Source organism: Burkholderia glumae LMG 2196 = ATCC 33617 (genome assembly GCF_000960995.1).
Lineage (GTDB): Bacteria > Pseudomonadota > Gammaproteobacteria > Burkholderiales > Burkholderiaceae > Burkholderia > Burkholderia glumae.
The window spans coordinates 1,518,900-1,537,452 of the sequence record NZ_CP009435.1 but is presented as its reverse complement, the minus strand read 5'-3'; the positions used below and the strand labels follow the sequence as shown (position 1 = coordinate 1,537,452).

The window sequence follows — 18,553 nt, the reverse complement described above, 5'->3', positions numbered from 1 at the left end:
CGCCAGAAAAAAGCGAAAAGTAATGGAAAGCTGCGTGCAAGGCGAAGCTGCACCGCAGATGACGTAGCAGACGAATCGGGGACAGTGTAGCCGCCGCGCCTGCCGAGATTCTGCCCATTGCGGTGCGCGGCGCCCGTTATCTGTTTATAATCAAAGCAATTTTAAAGGATTCGAAGGTGGTTGTATGCTGGATCGTGAAGGCTTTCGCCCGAACGTCGGCATCATCCTGCTGAACGCGCGCAATGAGGTGTTTTGGGGCAAGCGGCTTCGTGAACATTCCTGGCAATTCCCGCAAGGGGGCATCAAGTATGGTGAGACCCCGATGCAGGCGATGTTCCGGGAATTGCACGAGGAAACCGGTCTGCTGCCGGAGCACGTCAAGATCATCGGTCGCACGCGCGACTGGTTGCGTTACGAGGTGCCTGACAAGTTCATCAAGCGCGAGGTCCGCGGGCATTATCGCGGACAGAAGCAGATCTGGTTTCTGCTGCGGATGGTCGGACGCGACTGCGACATTTGCTTGCGCGCAACCGACCACCCGGAGTTCGACGCCTGGCGCTGGAACGAGTACTGGGTGCCGCTCGACGCGGTGATCGAGTTCAAGCGGGATGTGTATCAGTTGGCGTTGACGGAGTTGTCGCGGTTCCTGCGCCGACCGGCGCAGCGGCCCGACAACAAGGCGCGGGTGGCGCGGCCGACGCGCTACCCCCGCGTGATCGGCGTCCAGCCGGTCGATCCGTCGCAGATCTGCTCGGAGGTCGAGCCGGGTGCGAGCCCGTACGACGAAGCACCGGGCAGCTTTCTGCTGCGCGACTGAGATCCGGCCGACCGGGTAGGAAAATCAAGCATGTCCGGGCGCGGCAGCATTTGCCGCGCCCTTTTTTCGAGGTGTGCAATTTGAAATCACTCGCTTTTGCCGCGGCGTCGTTTGCCGCGGTTGCCGCCCTGGCCGGCTGCGCCCATTCGAAATCGCCCAGCCAGCCGTCCAACAAGGACGACAGCGCCTTCGTCTATCTACTCGACCGCCAGCCGACCTGGCGCGAGAACCCCGTGGATACGCTGCCGCCGCTGCCGCAGCCGTCGAACCTGCTGCCGTTCGAGGTCTCACAGAACTCGCCGCTCAAGTTTTTCGTCGATGACAAGTCGATTTCCGTCGGCAGCGACGGCATCGTGCGCTACACCTCGGTGATCACGAGCCCGGCCGGCGCGCGCAACGTGATCTACGAAGGCATCCGCTGCGACACTTACGAATGGCGCCAGTACGCGGCGCTCAACGCCGACCACGACGGCTGGGACCGCACGGTCGCGACCGACTGGCGGCGCATCGAGAACGGCAACCTGAATGCGTACCGCGCGGCGCTCTATCAGGATTACTTCTGCTCGAACAAGATGCCCGCCGCGAAGGCCGGCACGATCATCGACAACCTGCGCGCCCATCGCACGATCCTGAACCAGCAGGTGCGCTGACGCGGCCGCGCCGCGGCGCACGGTCAGCAAAACGAAAAGCCCGCGATCTTGCGACGCGGGCTTTTTGCCGTCAGGGTCCGGACGCACCCTGCGTCAGATCAACACGAGATTGTCGCGGTGGATCAGTTCCGGCTCGAGCATGTAGCCGAGCACGGTTTCGATCTCGCCGCTCGGCCTGCGCTGGATCAGCTTGGTCTCGGCGCTGCTGTAATTCGTGAGGCCGCGCGCGATCTCGCGCCCCGCGCCGTCCACGCAGGCGATCACCTCGCCGCGCGCGAACACGCCGTGCACCGCGACGATGCCGATCGGCAGCAGGCTCTTGCCGCCGGCAGTCAGCTTCTCGACCGCGCCGGCATCGATGACGACGTGGCCGCGCACCTGCAGATGATCGGCCATCCACTGCTTGCGCGCGGCCATCCGCGCGGTGCGGGCAATCAGCTGCGTGCCGATCGCCTCGCCTTGCGCAAGCCGCACCAGCACCTCGGCCTCGCGCCCGCTCGCGATCACCGTGTTCGCGCCGCTGTGCGCGGCGCGCTTGGCGGCGAGAATCTTGGTCAGCATGCCGCCGCGGCCGAGGCTCGAGCCGGCGCCGCCCGCCATCGCCTCGAGTTCGGCGGCGCCGGCATCGGCCTCGCGTACCAGCGTGGCAGCCGGGTCCTTGCGCGGATCGGCGGTAAAAAGGCCGGTCTGGTCGGTCAGGATCACGAGCGCATCGCCTTCGATGAGATTAGCGACGAGCGCGCCGAGCGTGTCGTTGTCGCCGAACTTGATTTCGTCGGTGACGACCGTGTCGTTCTCGTTGATGATCGGCACGACACCGAGGCGCAGCAGCGTGAGCAGCGTCGAACGTGCGTTCAGGTAGCGTTCGCGGTCTGCCAGATCGGCATGCGTGAGCAGGATCTGCGCGGTACGGATGCCATGCTCGGCGAAGCGGCTCTCGTAGACCTGCGCGAGCCCCATCTGCCCCACCGCGGCCGCGGCCTGCAGTTCGTCGATCTCGCGCGGCCGCTTGCTCCAGCCGAGCCGCTGCATACCCTCGGCAATCGCGCCGGAACTGACCAGCACGACCTCCTTGCCGGCGTTGCGCAATGCCGCGATCTGCGCGGCCCAACGGCCGATCGCCGCATGATCGAGCCCGCGCCCGTCGTTGGTGACGAGGCTGGAACCCACCTTCACAACCAATCGCTTCGCATCGGCGATGATCGAACGCATCGTGCGCGAACTCCTGTCAGTGCAGCGCAAGGAAATCGGGGTGCGGCGAACGCAAGCGCGCCGCATGTCGGACCGGCGCCGGCGCGGGCTCGCCGTCCATCGGCCGAGGCACGCGCCGGTTCGGATGCCGCGTCGGCCAAGCCCGGTTAATGGCCCGGCGGCCGGTTCAGTCGCCGGCTTCGGGCTCCGGCGGCGCCTCGCCGCCACCCGGCGCGGGGGCGTCGCGAAAGCGCACGTCGGCGGCCAGGTCCTCGGCCTCGGAGGCGCGATGCGCGTCCGAATGCTCGACGAGGTAGTCATAGACGGCATAGACGAGGTTCTCGCAGCCCTGCCCCGTCAGTGCGGAAATCTCGAACACCGGGCCGTCCCAGCCGAAGCGGCTGACGAAATCGGCAACACGCGCGGCGCGTTCGTCCTCCGGCACCATGTCGAGCTTGTTCAGCACGAGCCAGCGCGGCTTCTGGTAGAGCGCTTCATCGTACTTGCGCAGTTCGCCGACGATCGCCGTCGCTTCCGCCACGGGATCGACACCTTCGTCGAACGGCGCCAGATCGACCAGATGCAGCAGCACGCCGGTGCGCTGGAGGTGGCGCAGGAACTGGTGGCCGAGGCCCGCGCCCTCGGCGGCGCCTTCGATCAGGCCCGGAATGTCGGCGATCACGAAGCTCTTGCTCGGCCCCACGCGCACCACGCCGAGATTCGGCGCGAGCGTCGTGAACGGGTAGTCGGCGATCTTCGGCTTCGCGTTCGACACCGACGAGATGAAGGTGGACTTGCCCGCATTCGGCATGCCGAGCAGGCCGACATCGGCCAGCACCTTGAGCTCGAGCCGCAGCATGCGGCGCTCGCCGGGCTTGCCTTCGGTCTTCTGGCGCGGCGCGCGGTTCGTGCTCGACTTGAAGTGCAGGTTGCCGAGGCCGCCCGCGCCGCCCTGCGCGACGAGCACCTTCTGCTCGTGCTCGGTCAGGTCGGCGATCAGTTCGCCCGTGTCCAGGTCGGTGATGACGGTGCCGACCGGCATGCGCAGCGTGATGTCGTCGCCGCCCTTGCCATAGCAGTCGGAGCCGCGGCCGTTCTCGCCGTTGCGCGCCAGGTGCTTCTTCGCGTATCGATAATCGATCAGCGTGTTGATGTTGCGATCCGCGACCGCGTAGACGCTGCCGCCCCGGCCGCCGTCGCCGCCGTCCGGCCCGCCGAACGGAACGAACTTCTCGCGGCGCATCGACGCGCTGCCATCGCCTCCGTCGCCGGCGATGACCTCGATTCGCGCTTCGTCAATGAACTTCATCCGTCAAGCTCCGCCTGAATTGATCCAATATTGTGCCGCGTGGCGCCGCGCTTGACCAATCGGCCGTGCGGCCAGGTTGCCGCGCCGGCCCGGATCGGAACGGCGCGCGGCGACGCGCAAAAGAAAAGGCCCCGCGTCGCCGCGGGGCCTTTCCGGCTATGCAGCCCGTGCCTGCGCGAAGCTTACGCGGCGGCCGGAACGACGATAACCGTGTGCTTCTTGTCCGCGCCCTTCGTGGCGAACTTGACGTAGCCGTCGACCAGCGCGAACAGCGTGTGGTCCTTGCCGATGCCGACGTTATCGCCCGGGTGCATGCGCGTGCCGCGTTGACGCACGATGATGCCGCCGGCGTTGATTGCCTGGCCGCCGTACACCTTCACGCCGAGGCGCTTCGACTCGGAGTCGCGGCCGTTGCGGGAAGACCCGCCTGCCTTTTTGTGTGCCATTTGATAGCTCCTTGCCCGTTGCGCTTACGCGTTGATCGCGTCGATGCGCAGTTCGGTGTAGTTCTGGCGGTGGCCGCCGTGCTTTTGGTAGTGCTTCCGGCGACGCATCTTGAAGATGGTGACCTTGGCATGACGACCGTGCGACACAACGGTAGCCTTGACGGAAGCCCCACTGACCAGCGGCGTACCGAACTGAATCGATTCGCCTTCGCCCACTGCGAGAACCTGGTCGAGCGTGATTTCTGCGTCAATGTCTGCCGGTATCTGTTCTACTTTCAGTTTTTCGCCGACGGCAACCTTGTACTGCTTGCCACCGGTTTTTATGACCGCGTACATTGCAAACCTCACTCTAGATCTGTTTCCCCGTGCACCGCGCACGGAAAACGCGTGATTATACAGAGAGTTAGCAGGTTGGTCAAAGCCTATTGACGAAGCCGATCCGCGACGGCCCCGCGCGATACGACCCCGCCGACAGGCAGGCGGCGCGGGCGATCCGCCGCGATCCAGTGCGGGGCAACGGCGCCACACGAGCAGGCGAAGCGGGCGCATCGCCCGGGCGCCGCGCCGCGCCCGGTCAAAACCGCCCATCCGCCAAGCTTCGGCCCGGCGCGGCGTCGAATCACCTTATAATCCCGCGCACTACCCAATTCCATGATCATGTCGTCCACTGCCTCCCCTTCCCTTAGCGCCGCGCAACTGTTGGCTCCGATCGCCGACGATATGGAGCAGATCAACCGCGTCATCCGGCAGAGCCTGTCGTCCGACGTGCTGCTGATCAACCAGATTGCCGAATACATCATCGGCGCGGGCGGCAAGCGACTGCGGCCGGCGTTGCTGCTGCTCGTCGCGGGCGCGCTCGGTGACGGCTCGAGCCACCGGCACACGCTGGCCGCCGTCGTCGAGTTCATTCACACGGCCACGCTGCTGCACGACGACGTGGTCGACGAATCGGAGTTGCGGCGCGGCCGCAAGACCGCCAACGCGCTGTTCGGCAACGCGGCCAGCGTGCTGGTCGGCGATTACCTCTACTCGCGCTCGTTCGAGATGATGGTGGGCGTCGGCAAGATGCGCGTGATGGAGATCCTCTCGGAAGCCACCACGATCATCTCCGAGGGCGAGGTGCTGCAACTGCTGAACATGCATGACGCCGACGTCGACGAGTCGCGCTACATGCAGGTGATCCGCTACAAGACGGCCAAGCTGTTCGAGGCGTCGGCGCGCCTGGGCGCGGTGCTGGCCGGGGCCGACGCGAGCACCGAGGCCGCCGCCGCCGAATACGGCCGCCGCATCGGCACCGCGTTCCAGATCATGGACGACTGGCTGGACTACGCTGGTACCGCCGAATCGATGGGCAAGAACGCCGGCGACGACCTGCGCGAAGGCAAGCCGACGCTGCCGCTGATCCATCTGCTCGAACACGGCACGCCGGAGCAGCAGACGCTCGCACGCGAGGCCATCGAGCAGGGCGGCACCGATCGCTTCGATACGATCTTCGACGCGATCACGCGCTCGGGCGCGCTCGATCACACGCTGGAATGCGCGCGTCAGGAAGCGCAGGCGGCGGCCGATGCAATTTTTTCTTTCCCCTCTTCCATTTTCAAAAACTCGCTGCTAGAATTATGTTCTTACTCGACGACACGAAAGTCTTGAAAGAGACTAAAGTAGCGTGAGAGTCCAAATCGGGGTGTAGCTTAGCCTGGTAGAGCGCTACGTTCGGGACGTAGAGGCCGGAGGTTCGAATCCTCTCACCCCGACCAGATTTATAAAAACCGCGCATACGTTGCGCGGTTTTTTTTTGCCCCCTGCAGGGGCGCGCCGGCCATCGGAGGTCCGACACACGGGCGGCACCGGGCACCGCGCCACCCTCTGCTATAGTCATTCCCATTGCCGACCCTCACCGATCCCGATCCGCGTGGACCACATTCCCTTATGGGCGCAAATCTGCGCCGTCTTCGTCCTGCTTCTCTGCTCCAGCTTCTTCTCCATCTCTGAAACGGCCATGATGGCGCTCAACCGCCATCGGCTCAAGCTGCTGGCGAGCAAGAACGCGCTAGGCGCGAAAACCACGCAGCGCCTGCTGGCCCGCACCGACCAGTTGCTCAGCGTGATCCTGATCGGCAACAACCTGTTCAACACGATCATCCCGGTGCTGACCACCTCGATCGCGCTGCGCACGTTCGGCCACGACAACCTGGTGCTGTCGATCGCCACCGGGATCGTCGCGTTCCTGATCATCGTGTTCGCCGAGATCACGCCGAAGATCGTCGGCGCGACCTATCCCGAGCGCATCGCGCTGCCGGCCAGCCTCCTGATCGCGCCGCTGATGCGCGCGATGAAGCCGGTGGTATGGCTCGTCAACCAGCTCGCGAACGGCACCCTGGGCCTGCTGCGCATCAACACGAAGAGCGGGCGCGACCAGCGGCTCTCGCCCGAGGAACTGCGCTCGATCGTGCTCGAATCGGGCAGCTTCATGCCGACCAAGCACCGCAGCATCCTGCTGAACCTGTTCGATCTCGAGAACATCACCGTCGACGACGTGATGATCCCGCGCCGCCAGATCGAGTCGCTGAACTTCGACGCGCCGCTCGACGAGATCCTGCACCAGCTCGAGACCTGCTATCACAACCGGCTGATCGTCTACCAGGGCGACATCGACCGCGTGCTCGGCGTGCTGCACGTGCGCAAGACGCTGACGGCGCTGCGCAACCAGGAGTTCGACCGCGACACGCTGCGCGGGCTGCTCGCCGAGCCGTACTACGTGCCGTCCGGCACCGCCGTGTTCCAGCAGCTGCAGTATTTCCAGGAGAGCCGCCAGCGCACCGCGCTGATCGTCAACGAATACGGTGAACTCGAAGGGCTCGTCACGCCCGAAGACATCATCGAGGAACTGATCGGCGAATTCACGACCTCGACGCCGCGCAGCGGCGGCTCGCGCGGCGGCTGGAACGCGAACGGCGAGTGCATCGTCGCCGGCAGCATGCCGCTGCGCGAGCTGAACCGCTGGCTGAGCCTGAACCTGCCGACCACGGGGCCGAAGACGCTCAACGGGCTCATCCTCGAAGTGCTCGAGGAAATCCCCGACGGCGACGTCTGCATGAAGATCGGCGACGTGATGCTCGAGGTCATGCGCAGCGACGACCAGGCCGTGCGCACCGTCAAGCTGTTCAAGCCGCGTGCGCCGCGCGGCGTGCTCGGCCTGCTGCGCTGACGCCACGGCCGGCGGCTCGCCTCGCATGCCTCGCGCGAGGCCGGCTGCGGCCACCGCCGGTGCGCGCACCGGCCGTTCGGCCGACTGCCGGCCGCCGCGTGCCGGCGCGATGATCACCGCATCGTGATCAACAGGCGGTCGCAAGGCCGGTCGAAGTGTCCACACCTTCCGCACCCTTTTCCCCGGAGGCGGGCCGGCTCGCGCCGGCCGGCGACGCACCGGTGGTCGCGCTCGTCAACGAGATCCTGAACGAGGCGGCACGCCGCGACGCCTCCGACATCCATATCGAGGCGGCCGAACGCGCCTGGCGCGTGCGCCTGCGCATCGACGGCGCGCTGCATCCGTTCGCGGCCCCGCCCGTGCATCTGCGCGACGGCGTGGTCACGCGCCTGAAGGTGTTGGCGCGGATGGACATCGCGGAACGCCGCGTCCCCCAGGACGGCCGGCTGCGAATCGCGCTCGGCCATGGCGTGACGGGCGACTACCGGGTCAGCTCGCTGCCCACGCTGCACGGCGAGAAGCTCGTGCTGCGGCGCCTCGACACGCTGCCGGCCGATCTGTCGCTGCCGGCGCTCGGTTTCGCCGCGCGCCAGGCCGAGGCCCTGGAGGCCGCGATCGCCGCGCCGCACGGGCTCGTGCTCGTCACCGGCCCGACCGGCAGCGGCAAGACGGTGACGCTCTACTGCTGCCTGCAGCGGCTCAATCTGGCCTCGCGCAACCTCTGCACGATCGAGGATCCGGCCGAGCTGCAGCTCGACGGGCTCAACCAGGTCAACGTGCACGACAAGGCCGGGCTCACGTTCGCCGTCGCGTTGCGCGCGTTCCTGCGGCAGGACCCGGACGTGCTCATGATCGGCGAGATCCGCGACGCCGAAACGGCCGACGTCGCGCTCAAGGCCGCACAAACCGGCCATCTCGTGCTCTCGACGCTGCATACCAACGATGCGCCGGGGGCGATCGCGCGCCTGCTCGATATCGGCGTGGCGCCTTACCACGTCGCGTCGGCATTGCGCGTCGTCACCGCACAACGGCTCGTCAGACGGCTCTGCGCCGCGTGCCGACAGCCGTCGTCCGCGCCGGCGGCGCGCCTTGCCGCCGGCGGGCTCGATCCCGTCGCGCTCGGCGCCGGCTGGCGTCCGTTTGCCGCCGTCGGCTGCGAAGCCTGCCACGGCATCGGCTACCGCGGCCGGATCGGCGTACATCAGGTGATGGCCGTGTCGGACACGCTGCGCGAGCGGATCGTCGCCCGCGCCGGCAGTCTGGCGCTCGCGCGGCAGGCGCGCGATGACGGCATGCGCACGTTACGCGACGCCGCACTCGAGCGCGTGTACGACGGCACGACGAGCCTCGACGAGGCGCTCGCGACCACGGACGCCGCATGAGCACGCCGCCCGCTGCCGACCGGCGGTTCCGCTGGGCCGGGCTCGCGCAGGACGGCACACGCCGGCGTGGCACGCTGATTGCCTGCGACGCGTCCGCCGCACGCCGTGCGTTGCGCCGGCGCGGCATCACGGTGCTGGCGCTCGACGGCGGCGGCGCGGCCCGCGCCCCGGCCGCCCGCGCCCGCGACGTCACGCGCTTCACACATCAGCTGGGCGGCCTGCTGCGGGCAGGCCTGCCGCTCGCGCCGGCGCTCGAGTTGCTGGCCGACGCCGGCGGCCACCGCGACCTGCCGCGCATCGCCGCCGGGCTGGCCCGCGCGATCGGCGCGGGGCGGCAACTGTCGGAGGCCATGCGCCAGTATCCGCGGCAATTCGATCCGATGTTCCGGCAGTTGGTGGCGGTCGGCGAGGCGTCGGGCACGCTCGCGCCGCTGCTCGCGCGCGTCGCCGCGGATCGCGAGCGCGGCGCGGCGCAGCGCGCCCGGGTGCGTACCGCGCTGGCCTACCCGCTCGCGGTGCTGGCGTTCTCGCTCGCGATCAGCGCGGCGCTTCTGGTGTGGGTCGTGCCGACCTTCGCGCAGATCTTCGACGGCTTCGGCGCAAGGCTGCCGGCGCCGACCCGTTTCGTGCTCACGCTGTCCGCCACGGTCGCGCGGGCCGGGCCGCCCGCGGCGATCGCGGCAGCCGCCGCCGGCTTCACGCTGGCGGCGCTGCTGCACCGCTCGGCCGCGCTGCGTCTGACCGCTGCGCGCGCGACGCTCAGGCTGCCGCTGGTCGGCCCGCTGCTGCGCACGCTGGCCGCCGCGCGCTGGAGCCGCACGCTCGGCACGCTGCTGCGCGCCGGCACGCCGCTCGCCGATGCGTTCGATTCGCTCGCGCAGGCCACCGGCAACCCGGTCTTCGATCGCGCGACCGACGCGATCGCCGCCCGGCTGCTGCGCGGCGAGCGTCTCGCGCAGGCGATGCGCGCGGCCGGCTGCTTCCCCGACGAGGTCGTGCAGCCGGTGGCGGTGGCCGAGGAATCGGGCACGCTCGACGCGATGCTGGCCGATATCGCAACGCTCTGTGAGCGTCAGGTCGATGAGCAGATCGCCCTGCTGACGAGCCTCTGCGAACCGCTCGTGGTGATCGTGCTCGGCGCGCTGGTGGGCGGGCTCGTGGTCGCGATGTACCTGCCGATCGTTCAACTCGGCAACGTGGTGTAGCATCGCTCCCGGTTGCCGCGCTTCGCTTTCTCCCTCTTTCCCGAACGGTTTCGATGATCTCGCCCCTCGCCCTGTCCGATCCGTCGCTCGCGTTCGCCGCGTTGCCGCCCGCCGTCCGCTACGTGTTCGCCGCGGCGATCGGGCTCGTGGTCGGCAGCTTCCTGAACGTGGTGGGGCATCGGCTGCCGGTCATGATGCAGCGCGCCTGGCAGGCGGAACTCGCCGAGGCGACGGGCGGCGACCCGCCCCCCGACGACGGGCTGCCGGCGCGCTACGACCTGTCGGTGCCGCGCAGCGCCTGCCCGCATTGCGGCCACGTGCTGCGCGCCTGGGAAAACGTGCCGGTGCTCAGCTACCTGGCGCTGCGCGGCCGCTGCAGCCGGTGCCGCGCGCCGATCGGCATCCGCTATCCGCTCGTCGAGCTCGTCTCGGGCGCGCTCGCGGTCGCCTCGCTCGCGGTGTTCGGCCCGGTGCCGGCCGCGCTCGCCGCGTTTGGCCTCTGCGCGATGCTGGTCGCGATGAGCTTGATCGACATCAAGACAGGCTACCTGCCCGATTCGATGACGCTGCCGCTGCTGTGGGCCGGCCTCGTCGTCAATTTGTGGGGCAGCTTCGTGGACCTGCGCGAGGCAGTGATCGGCGCGATCGCCGGCTATCTGTTCCTCTGGTGCGTGTTCTGGCTGTTCAAGTGGCTGCGCGGCATCGAGGGCATCGGCTACGGCGACCTGAAGCTGCTCGCCGCGCTAGGCGCCTGGCTCGGCTGGATCGCGCTGCCGCAGATCCTGCTGGTCGCGGCGCTCAGCGGCGCGGTGGTGGGTCTGGCCGCGACCTGGCGCGGCCGGATGCGCTTCGAGGAGCCGCTGCCGTTCGGGCCGTTTCTCGCGCTCGGCGGCATTGCGACGCTGCTCTGCGGCACGCCGTTCTATCCGGCGATCGGGGGCTGATCCTATGCTTTCGATCGGCTTGACGGGCGGCATCGGCAGCGGCAAGACCACCATCGCGAACCGCTTCGGCGAGCGCGGCGCGAGCCTCGTCGACACCGACCTGATCGCGCATCGCGTGACGGCGCCGGGCGGCGCGGCGATGCCGGCGATCGCGGCACAGTTCGGCGCCGCGTTCGTGGCCGCCGACGGCTCGCTCGACCGCGCCCGCATGCGCGAGCTCGTGTTCGCCGACGACGACGCACGGCGCCGGCTCGAGGCGATCACGCATCCGCTGATTCGCGCCGAGACCGAACGCGAGGCATCGCTCGCGCGTGGTGCCTACGTGATCTTCGTAGTCCCGTTGCTGGTCGAATCGGGCAACTGGCGCGCGCGCGTCGACCGCGTGCTGGTGGTGGACTGCGAAGTCGAGACGCAGATCGCCCGCGTCATGCGGCGCAACGGCTACACCCGCGAGCAGGTGGAGGCAATCGTCGCGCGGCAGGCCACGCGCGCGGCGCGGCTGGCCGCCGCCGACGACGTCATCGTCAACGAGCAGATGCCCGACGCGGCGCTCGAGGCCCGCATCGACACCCTGCACGCGCGCTATCTCGCGCTTGCCGCATCGAAGTCCTGAATATCGGCCGCCCGAGTCTCGGCCGCGCCAAGCAAGCCGTGCGCCCGGGCCACCGCCGGAAAAAAGGCGCGATTGCGACGCCTGGGCGTGGGCATTAGAATGTTCGGCAATTCCGGTCCTTTGTCCCAACGCCCGAGGCGAGCGCGCTTGATCCTTTACGAGTATCCGTTCAACGAACGCATCCGCACGTTGCTGCGCCTCGAAGATCTGTTCGAGCGCCTGACGTTCTTTCTAGCGCAGGAAGACCCGAGGGAGCATCACGTCGCGCTGACCACGCTGTTCGAAATCGCGGAAGTCGCGGGCCGGGCGGACCTGAAATCGGATCTGATGAAAGAGCTGGAGCGCCAGCGGCAGACGCTCGCGCCGTTTCGCGGCAATCCCGGCATCGAGCAAAACGCGCTCGAGGCCGTGCTCGGCGAGATCGAGCAGACGCTCGGCCATCTCGGCCAGATGCAGGGCAAGACCGGCCAGCACCTGACCGACAACGAATGGCTCGGCAGCATCCGCAGCCGCGCGGTGATACCGGGCGGCACCTGCAAGTTCGATCTTCCGTCCTACTATGCATGGCAGCAATGGCCCGCCGAGCAGCGGCGCCAGGACATCACGAAATGGGCGATGCCGCTGCTGCCGCTGCGCGACGCGACCACCATCGTGCTGCGTCTGGCGCGCGAATCGGGCCAGGCCTCGAAGGTGATGGCGATGCAGGGCAGCTACCAGCAGATGCTGTCCGGGCGCTCCTACCAGTTGATGCAGGTGCGCGTGCCGCCCGAACTCCACGTGATTCCCGAAGCGAGCGCCAACAAGTACATGCTGTGGGTGCGCTTCACCGCCCAGGACGGCGACGTGCGGCCCCGCGCGGTCGACATCGATGTGCCGTTCCAGCTGACGCTCTGTAACCTCTGATATCGCCGTGACTCTCGTCGTCAAATGCCCGGCTTGCGCGAAGGACGTGCCCTGGACGCCGGAAAGCCCGTTCCGACCGTTCTGCTCGGCCCGCTGCAAGCAGATGGACCTCGGCGCCTGGGCCGCCGAGCGCTACCGGATCGGCGGCACCGACGACGAGCCGTCCGACGATGCCGCGAATGGCCAGCCGGACGGCCGCTCGGGCCGCGACGACTAACGCCCGCTCCGAGCCGGCGGACGGCCCGCGGGCCGGGCCGGCTCCCGGACAAACCCGCTCAGCGCGCCTGCGCCTCGCGCGCAAGCAGTTCGAGCACGGGCAGCGCCGCAGGCAAGAGCGGCGCGACGTCGACCGGCAGCGCCTGCCAGGCGAGCGCCTGCCCTTCACGGCTATGCGGCTCGCCGTCCCAGTCCGTGACCTTGCAGAAGAACAGCCGCACGTAGGCGTGCGGGTAGTCGTGCTCGAGCGTATGCCAGCGCCGGCAGGCCGTGACCGAGATCCCGAGCTCCTCGTGCAGTTCGCGCGCGAGCGCCGCCTCGACGCTCTCGCCCGCCTCGAGCTTGCCGCCCGGGAATTCCCAATACCCCTCGTAGGGCTTGCCGGCCGGCCGCTGCGCGAGCAGGTAACGGCCGTCGGGCCGCACCAGCACGCCGACCGCGACCTCGGTGACCTTGCGCGGCGCGGCGCCGCCCGCGGCGGTGTCGGCGGCCGCGCTCATGCCGGCTCCCCGCGGCCGGCGCGATCGCGCGCGAATTGCCACGCCACGCGTCCCGAGCGCGAGCCGCGTTCGAGCGCCCAGACCAGCGCGTCGCCGCGCGCCGCCTCGATCTGCGCCTCGTCGCAGCCGAAATGGCGCAGCCAGTGTGCAACGATCGTCAGGTAGTCGTCCTGCTTGAACGGATAGAAGCTGACCCACAGCCCGAAGCGCTCGGACAGCGAGATCTTTTCCTCGACCACCTCGCCCGGATGGATTTCGCCGTCCGGCAGGTGCTTGTACGACTCGTTGTCGCTCATGTATTCGGGCAACAGGTGCCGGCGGTTCGAGGTCGCGTAGATCAGCACATTGTCCGACTGCGCCGAGATCGAGCCGTCGAGCGCAACCTTCAGCGCCTTGTAGCCCGATTCGCCCTCCTCGAACGAGAGGTCGTCGCAGAACACGATGAAGCGCTCGGGGCGCGCCGAGATCAGCTCGACGATGTCGCCGAGGTCGTGCAGGTCGTCCTTGTCCACCTCGATCAGCCGCAGCCCTTCAGCCGCGTAGGCATTCAGGCAGGCCTTGATCAGCGACGACTTGCCGGTTCCGCGCGCGCCTGTCAGCAGCACGTTGTTGGCGGGCCGCTTCTGCACGAACTGGCGCGTGTTCTGTTCGATCAGCGCCTTCTGGCGATCGATGTTCTGGAGATCGGCGAGCGCGATCGGCGACACCGTCGGCACCGCCTGCAGATAACCGCGGCCCTGGCGCTTGCGCCAGCGAAACGCGTTCGCCGCGTGCCAGTCGATGTCGGCCGGTGCCGGCGGCAGCAGCGCTTCGAAGCGGCCGATCAGCGCTTCGGCGCGGTCGAGAAACTGTTCGAGCTTGTCCATCTGGGAATCCGCTAATCGATGATCGTGGCGGCGCCGGCGCGCCGCCGTTTGGCGTGCCGCCGGCTTACGAGCGGTAGTCGGCGTTGATGCTCACGTAGTCGTGCGACAGATCGCAGGTCCAGATCGTCGCGTTCGCCTCGCCGCGGCCGAGCAGCACGCGGATCGTGATCTCGCTTTGCTTCATCACGCGCTGGCCGTCCGCTTCCTGGTAGTCGGGGTTGCGCCCGCCCGCCTTCGCGACCAGCACGTCGTCGAGATAGAGATCGATTTTGCCGACCTCGAGATCGGCGACGCCGGCGTAGCCGATCGCCGCGAGAATCCGCCCCAGGTTCGGGTCCGATGCATAGAACGCAGTCTTCACGAGCGGCGAGTGGCCGATCGCATAGGCGATCTGCCGGCATTCGGCGACGTCACGGCCGCCCTCGACCTGCACCGTCATGAACTTCGTCGCCCCCTCGCCGTCACGCACGATCAGTTGCGAGAGCGTCTGCGCGACCTCGGTCACGGCCTCGCGCAGCGCCGCGTAGGCGGGCGAGTCGGTGGACGTGACGGCCGGCAGGCTCGACTTGCCCGAGGCGATCAGGATGAACGAGTCGTTGGTCGAGGTGTCGCCGTCGATCGTGATGCAGTTGAACGAGCGGTTCGCCACCTCCTTCACGAGCTGGTCGAGTACCGGCTGGGCCACGGCTGCGTCGAACGCGAGAAAGCCGAGCATGGTCGCCATGTTCGGCTTGATCATGCCGGCGCCCTTGCTGATGCCGGTCAGCGTGACCGTGTGGCCGTCGATCGTCACCTGCCGCGAAGCCGCCTTCGGCAGCGTGTCGGTGGTCATGATCGCCTGCGCGGCGTCGTACCAGTTGGCGGCCGCGCGGTTCGCGAGCGCGGCCGGCAGGCCGGCCTTCAGGCGCTCGACGGGCAGCGGCTCGAGGATCACGCCGGTCGAGAACGGCAATATCTGCGACGGCGCGAGGCCGGTCAGGCGCGCGAGCTCGGCGCAGGTCTCGCGGGTCGCGGCTAGCCCCGGCTCGCCGGTGCCGGCGTTCGCGTTGCCGGTGTTCACGACCAGCGCGCGGATCGCCGGCGCGCCGGCGCGCACGCCCGCCAGATGCTCGCGGCAGACGATCACGGGCGCCGCGCAGAAGCGGTTCTCGGTGAACACGCCGGCCACTGCCGCCCCCTCCTCCACGGAGATGACGAGCACGTCCTTGCGGTTCGGCTTGCGGATGTTGGCTTCCGCCCAGCCGAGCGTGACGCCGGCGACGGGGTGCAGTTGCGCGGGATCGATCGAGGGGAAATTGACAGCCATGGGAGCACCTGCCGAAAGGAGAAGGCCGGCCGCGGCCGGCATCGATGGATGAGAACGAAACGGCGGCCCGCATCGATGCGGGCCGCCGCGGATTCATGTCACGTCATGCTGCGCTCGAATGTGCGACAGGGGCATGGCGCCGGGCCACGAAGACGGCGCCGGGCAGGTGGATCGCACGCCGCCCCGCGCGCCGCCGCCGGGGTCAGCTCAGCTTGCCGTGGCAGTGCTTGTACTTCTTGCCGCTGCCGCACGGGCACGGGTCGTTGCGCCCGACGCGCGGCACCTCGCCCGCCGGCTCGCCGCCCGCACGCGCCGCCATCGCGCCGTCGACCATCTCGGCGGCAGCCACCGTCGCCACTGCGGCGCCGGTCTCGGAGAAATCGGCATGGCGGAACTCGACGTGCTCGACCAGTTGGCCGCCCGATTCCTCGATCTGCTCGGCCGCCTCCTCGAGCTGCTCCGGCGACTGGATCTGCACGTTCATGACGATCCGCGTGACTTCCTGCTTGATCGCCTCGAGCATCGCCGCGAACAGCTCGAACGCCTCGCGCTTGTACTCCTGCTTCGGGTTCTTCTGCGCGTAGCCGCGCAGATGGATGCCCTGGCGCAGGTGGTCCAGCGCGGCCAGATGCTCGCGCCAGAGGCGGTCCAGCGTCTGCAGCATGATCGAGCGCTCGAACGAGCTGAACGCCTCGCGACCGACCAGCGCGACCTTCGCCTCGTAGTGCTCGTCGGCGGCCGTCGTCACCGCTTCGAGGATTTCGTCGACGCTGATCGACTGCGATTCGTTGACCATTTCCTGAATCGCGAGATCGAGGCCCCAGTCGCTGCGCAGCGCTTCCTCGAGCTCGGGTAGGTCCCATTGCTCCTCGATGCTGCCCGGCGGCACGTACTGGTGGACGATCTCCGTGATCACGCCGTGGCGCATCGCGCCGATGGTCTCGGCGATGTCGTGCGCCTCGAGCAGTTCGTTGCGCTGCTGGTAAATCACCTTGCGCTGGTCGTTCGACACGTCGTCGTATTCGAGCAGCTGCTTGCGGATGTCGAAGTTGCGGGCCTCGACCTTGCGCTGTGCCGACTCGATCGAACGCGTCACGATGCCCGCCTCGATCGCCTCGCCCTCCGGCATCTTCAGGCGGTCCATGATCGCGCGCACGCGGTCGCCGGCGAAGATGCGCAGCAGCGGATCGTCGAGCGAGAGGTAGAAGCGCGACGAACCCGGATCGCCCTGGCGGCCCGCACGGCCGCGCAGCTGGTTGTCGATACGGCGCGATTCGTGGCGCTCGGTGCCGATGATGTGCAGGCCGCCCGCGGCCTTCACCTGCTGGTGCAGCGTTTCCCACTCGTCGTGCAGCTGCTGGATGCGCGCGACCTTTTCCTCGGCCGGGATCGCGTCGTCGGCCTCGATGAACGAAGCCTGCTTCTCGACGTTGCCGCCGAGCACGATGTCGGTGCCGCGGCCCGCCATGTTGGTCGCGATCGTGATCCGCTTCGGACGCCCCGCCTCGGCCACGATCGCGGCTTCGCGCGCGTGCTGCTTGGCGTTCAGCACCTCGTGCGGCAGCCCGGCCTGCTTGAGCAGGTGCGAGAGCAACTCCGAGTTCTCGATCGAGGTGGTGCCGACCAGCACCGGCTGGCCGCGCTCGTAGCAGTCGCGGATGTCGCGGATCACCGCATCGTAGCGCTCCTTCGCGCTCTTGTAGATCTGGTCCTGCTTGTCGATGCGCTTGGGCGGACGGTTGGTCGGGATCACGACCGTCTCGAGGCCGTAGATCTCGTTGAATTCGTAGGCCTCGGTGTCGGCCGTCCCCGTCATGCCCGACAGCTTCGCATACATCCGGAAGTAGTTCTGGAACGTGATCGAGGCAAGCGTCTGGTTCTCGCTCTGGATCTTCACGTGCTCCTTCGCCTCGACCGCCTGGTGCAGGCCGTCGGACCAGCGCCGGCCCGCCATCAGGCGGCCCGTGAACTCGTCGACGATCACCACCTCGCCGTTCTGCACCACGTAGTGCTGGTCGCGATGGAACAGCGTGTGGGCGCGCAGCGCCGCATACACGTGGTGCATCAGCGTGATGTTCTGCGGCGCGTAGAGGCTCTCGCCCTCACCGATCAGGCCCCACTCGGCGAGCAGCCGCTCGGCCTTCTCGTGGCCCGATTCGGTCAGAAACACCTGGCGCGCCTTCTCGTCGAGCGTGTAGTCGCCCGGCTTCTCGACGCCGGTGCCATCGGCCTTTTCCTCGCCGATCTGGCGCTCGAGCAGCGGCGGCAACGCGTTCATGCGCACGTACAGCTCGGTGTGGTCCTCGGCCTGACCCGAGATGATGAGCGGCGTGCGCGCCTCGTCGATCAGGATCGAATCCACTTCGTCGACGATCGAGAAGTTCAGCGCGCGCTGGACGCGTGCCTCCGTCTCGTAGACCATATTGTCGCGCAGGTAGTCGAAGCCGAATTCGTTGTTGGTGCCGTAGGTGATGTCGGCGGCATAGGCCTCGTGCTTCTGCTCGTGCTCCATGCCGGACAGGTTGATGCCGACCGACAGCCCGAGGAAGTTGTAGAGGCGCCCCATCCACTCGGCGTCGCGCTGCGCGAGGTAGTCATTGACGGTCACGACGTGAACGCCGCGGCCCGACAGCGCGTTCAGGTAGGCGGCCAGCGTCGCGACCAGCGTCTTGCCCTCGCCGGTGCGCATTTCGGCGATCTTGCCGTAATGCAGCACCATGCCCCCGATCAGCTGCGTATCGAAATGACGCATCTTCAGCACGCGCCGGCTGGCCTCGCGACAGACCGCGAACGCCTCGGGCAGCAGCGTGTCGAGCGACTCGCCGGCCGCGACGCGCTGGCGGAATTCACCGGTCTTGCCGCGCAGCTGGTCGTCCGTCAACTGCTCGATCTGCGGCTCGAGCGCATTGATCGCCGCGACGGTCTTTTGGTATTGCTTGACGAGCCGCTGATTGCGGCTGCCAAAAATTTTCTGGAGAAAACCGGTTGTCATCGATC

At 68.0% G+C, this 18,553-nt stretch carries 18 protein-coding genes and 1 tRNA gene; 11 read left to right on the top strand and 8 right to left on the bottom strand.

The annotated features are described in order from the left end of the window. Positions 1–184 precede the first annotated feature (184 nt). Entirely contained in the window at positions 185–817 is a 633-nt protein-coding gene (locus tag KS03_RS19590) for an RNA pyrophosphohydrolase (RefSeq protein WP_012734575.1), read from the top strand. A gap of 80 nt (positions 818–897) precedes the next feature. After that, the gene (locus KS03_RS19585) at positions 898–1,467 is read left to right on the top strand and encodes a CNP1-like family protein (RefSeq protein ID WP_026051432.1); all 570 of its coding nucleotides are present in this window, start codon (positions 898–900) and stop codon (positions 1,465–1,467) included. A 93-nt stretch (positions 1,468–1,560) separates the two neighbouring features. On the opposite strand, the gene proB is transcribed toward KS03_RS19585, so the two are convergent. The 4 genes from proB to rplU all read right to left on the bottom strand — a co-directional run bounded on the left by proB (position 1,561) and on the right by rplU (position 4,749). Further along, entirely contained in the window at positions 1,561–2,679 is a 1,119-nt protein-coding gene (gene proB / locus KS03_RS19580) for a glutamate 5-kinase (protein ID WP_012734573.1), read from the bottom strand. Between the two features lie 166 nt (positions 2,680–2,845). Continuing rightward, on the bottom strand, positions 2,846–3,967 hold the full coding sequence (cgtA, locus tag KS03_RS19575; RefSeq protein ID WP_012734572.1) for an Obg family GTPase CgtA: 1,122 nt from the start codon (positions 3,965–3,967) through the stop codon (positions 2,846–2,848). Positions 3,968–4,149: 182 nt separating this feature from the next. After that, positions 4,150–4,413 carry a 50S ribosomal protein L27 gene (rpmA, locus tag KS03_RS19570; protein ID WP_012734571.1) on the bottom strand — a complete coding sequence of 88 codons (264 nt, stop codon included), beginning with the start codon at positions 4,411–4,413 and terminating at the stop codon, positions 4,150–4,152. A gap of 24 nt (positions 4,414–4,437) precedes the next feature. Next, positions 4,438–4,749: a 50S ribosomal protein L21 gene (gene rplU / locus KS03_RS19565; protein WP_004194344.1), complete on the bottom strand. Its 312-nt coding sequence runs from the start codon at positions 4,747–4,749 to the stop codon at positions 4,438–4,440. Between the two features lie 321 nt (positions 4,750–5,070). On the opposite strand from rplU, the gene KS03_RS19560 reads away from it, so the two are divergent. The 9 genes from KS03_RS19560 to KS03_RS19520 all read left to right on the top strand — a co-directional run bounded on the left by KS03_RS19560 (position 5,071) and on the right by KS03_RS19520 (position 12,885). Further along, a complete protein-coding gene (locus KS03_RS19560; protein ID WP_035982384.1) occupies positions 5,071–6,063 on the top strand; it encodes a polyprenyl synthetase family protein in 993 nt (330 codons plus the stop codon). A gap of 30 nt (positions 6,064–6,093) precedes the next feature. After that, a tRNA-Pro gene (locus tag KS03_RS19555) sits at positions 6,094–6,170 on the top strand. A gap of 155 nt (positions 6,171–6,325) precedes the next feature. Then, the gene (locus KS03_RS19550) at positions 6,326–7,621 is read left to right on the top strand and encodes an HlyC/CorC family transporter (RefSeq protein WP_012734569.1); all 1,296 of its coding nucleotides are present in this window, start codon (positions 6,326–6,328) and stop codon (positions 7,619–7,621) included. Between the two features lie 155 nt (positions 7,622–7,776). Further along, positions 7,777–9,003, top strand: a complete 1,227-nt coding sequence (locus KS03_RS19545; protein WP_045678880.1) for a GspE/PulE family protein — start codon at positions 7,777–7,779, stop codon at positions 9,001–9,003. Beyond that, positions 9,000–10,208 carry a type II secretion system F family protein gene (locus KS03_RS19540; RefSeq protein ID WP_012734567.1) on the top strand — a complete coding sequence of 403 codons (1,209 nt, stop codon included), beginning with the start codon at positions 9,000–9,002 and terminating at the stop codon, positions 10,206–10,208. Before KS03_RS19545 ends, KS03_RS19540 begins: the two co-directional genes overlap by 4 nt. Positions 10,209–10,261: 53 nt before the next feature. Then, a complete protein-coding gene (locus KS03_RS19535) occupies positions 10,262–11,152 on the top strand; it encodes a prepilin peptidase (protein WP_012734566.1) in 891 nt (296 codons plus the stop codon). Between the two features lie 4 nt (positions 11,153–11,156). After that, entirely contained in the window at positions 11,157–11,765 is a 609-nt protein-coding gene (coaE, locus tag KS03_RS19530; RefSeq protein ID WP_012734565.1) for a dephospho-CoA kinase, read from the top strand. Positions 11,766–11,912: 147 nt separating this feature from the next. Then, complete coding sequence (zapD, locus tag KS03_RS19525; protein ID WP_012734564.1) at positions 11,913–12,668, top strand: cell division protein ZapD; 756 nt, start codon at positions 11,913–11,915, stop codon at positions 12,666–12,668. A 7-nt stretch (positions 12,669–12,675) separates the two neighbouring features. Then, the gene (locus KS03_RS19520) at positions 12,676–12,885 is read left to right on the top strand and encodes a DNA gyrase inhibitor YacG (RefSeq protein WP_012734563.1); all 210 of its coding nucleotides are present in this window, start codon (positions 12,676–12,678) and stop codon (positions 12,883–12,885) included. Between the two features lie 58 nt (positions 12,886–12,943). Here the strand turns inward: KS03_RS19520 and KS03_RS19515 are convergent, their stop codons facing one another. The 4 genes from KS03_RS19515 to secA all read right to left on the bottom strand — a co-directional run bounded on the left by KS03_RS19515 (position 12,944) and on the right by secA (position 18,548). Continuing rightward, the gene (locus KS03_RS19515) at positions 12,944–13,384 is read right to left on the bottom strand and encodes an NUDIX domain-containing protein (protein ID WP_012734562.1); all 441 of its coding nucleotides are present in this window, start codon (positions 13,382–13,384) and stop codon (positions 12,944–12,946) included. After that, positions 13,381–14,250 (bottom strand): ATP-binding protein, encoded by an 870-nt coding sequence (locus KS03_RS19510; RefSeq protein ID WP_012734561.1) that lies wholly within the window; start codon positions 14,248–14,250, stop codon positions 13,381–13,383. The genes KS03_RS19515 and KS03_RS19510 overlap by 4 nt, the downstream gene beginning before the upstream one ends. A gap of 64 nt (positions 14,251–14,314) precedes the next feature. Continuing rightward, positions 14,315–15,556, bottom strand: a complete 1,242-nt coding sequence (gene argJ, locus KS03_RS19505; RefSeq protein ID WP_012734560.1) for a bifunctional glutamate N-acetyltransferase/amino-acid acetyltransferase ArgJ — start codon at positions 15,554–15,556, stop codon at positions 14,315–14,317. Between the two features lie 202 nt (positions 15,557–15,758). After that, entirely contained in the window at positions 15,759–18,548 is a 2,790-nt protein-coding gene (secA, locus tag KS03_RS19500) for a preprotein translocase subunit SecA (RefSeq protein WP_012734559.1), read from the bottom strand. Positions 18,549–18,553 lie beyond the last annotated feature (5 nt).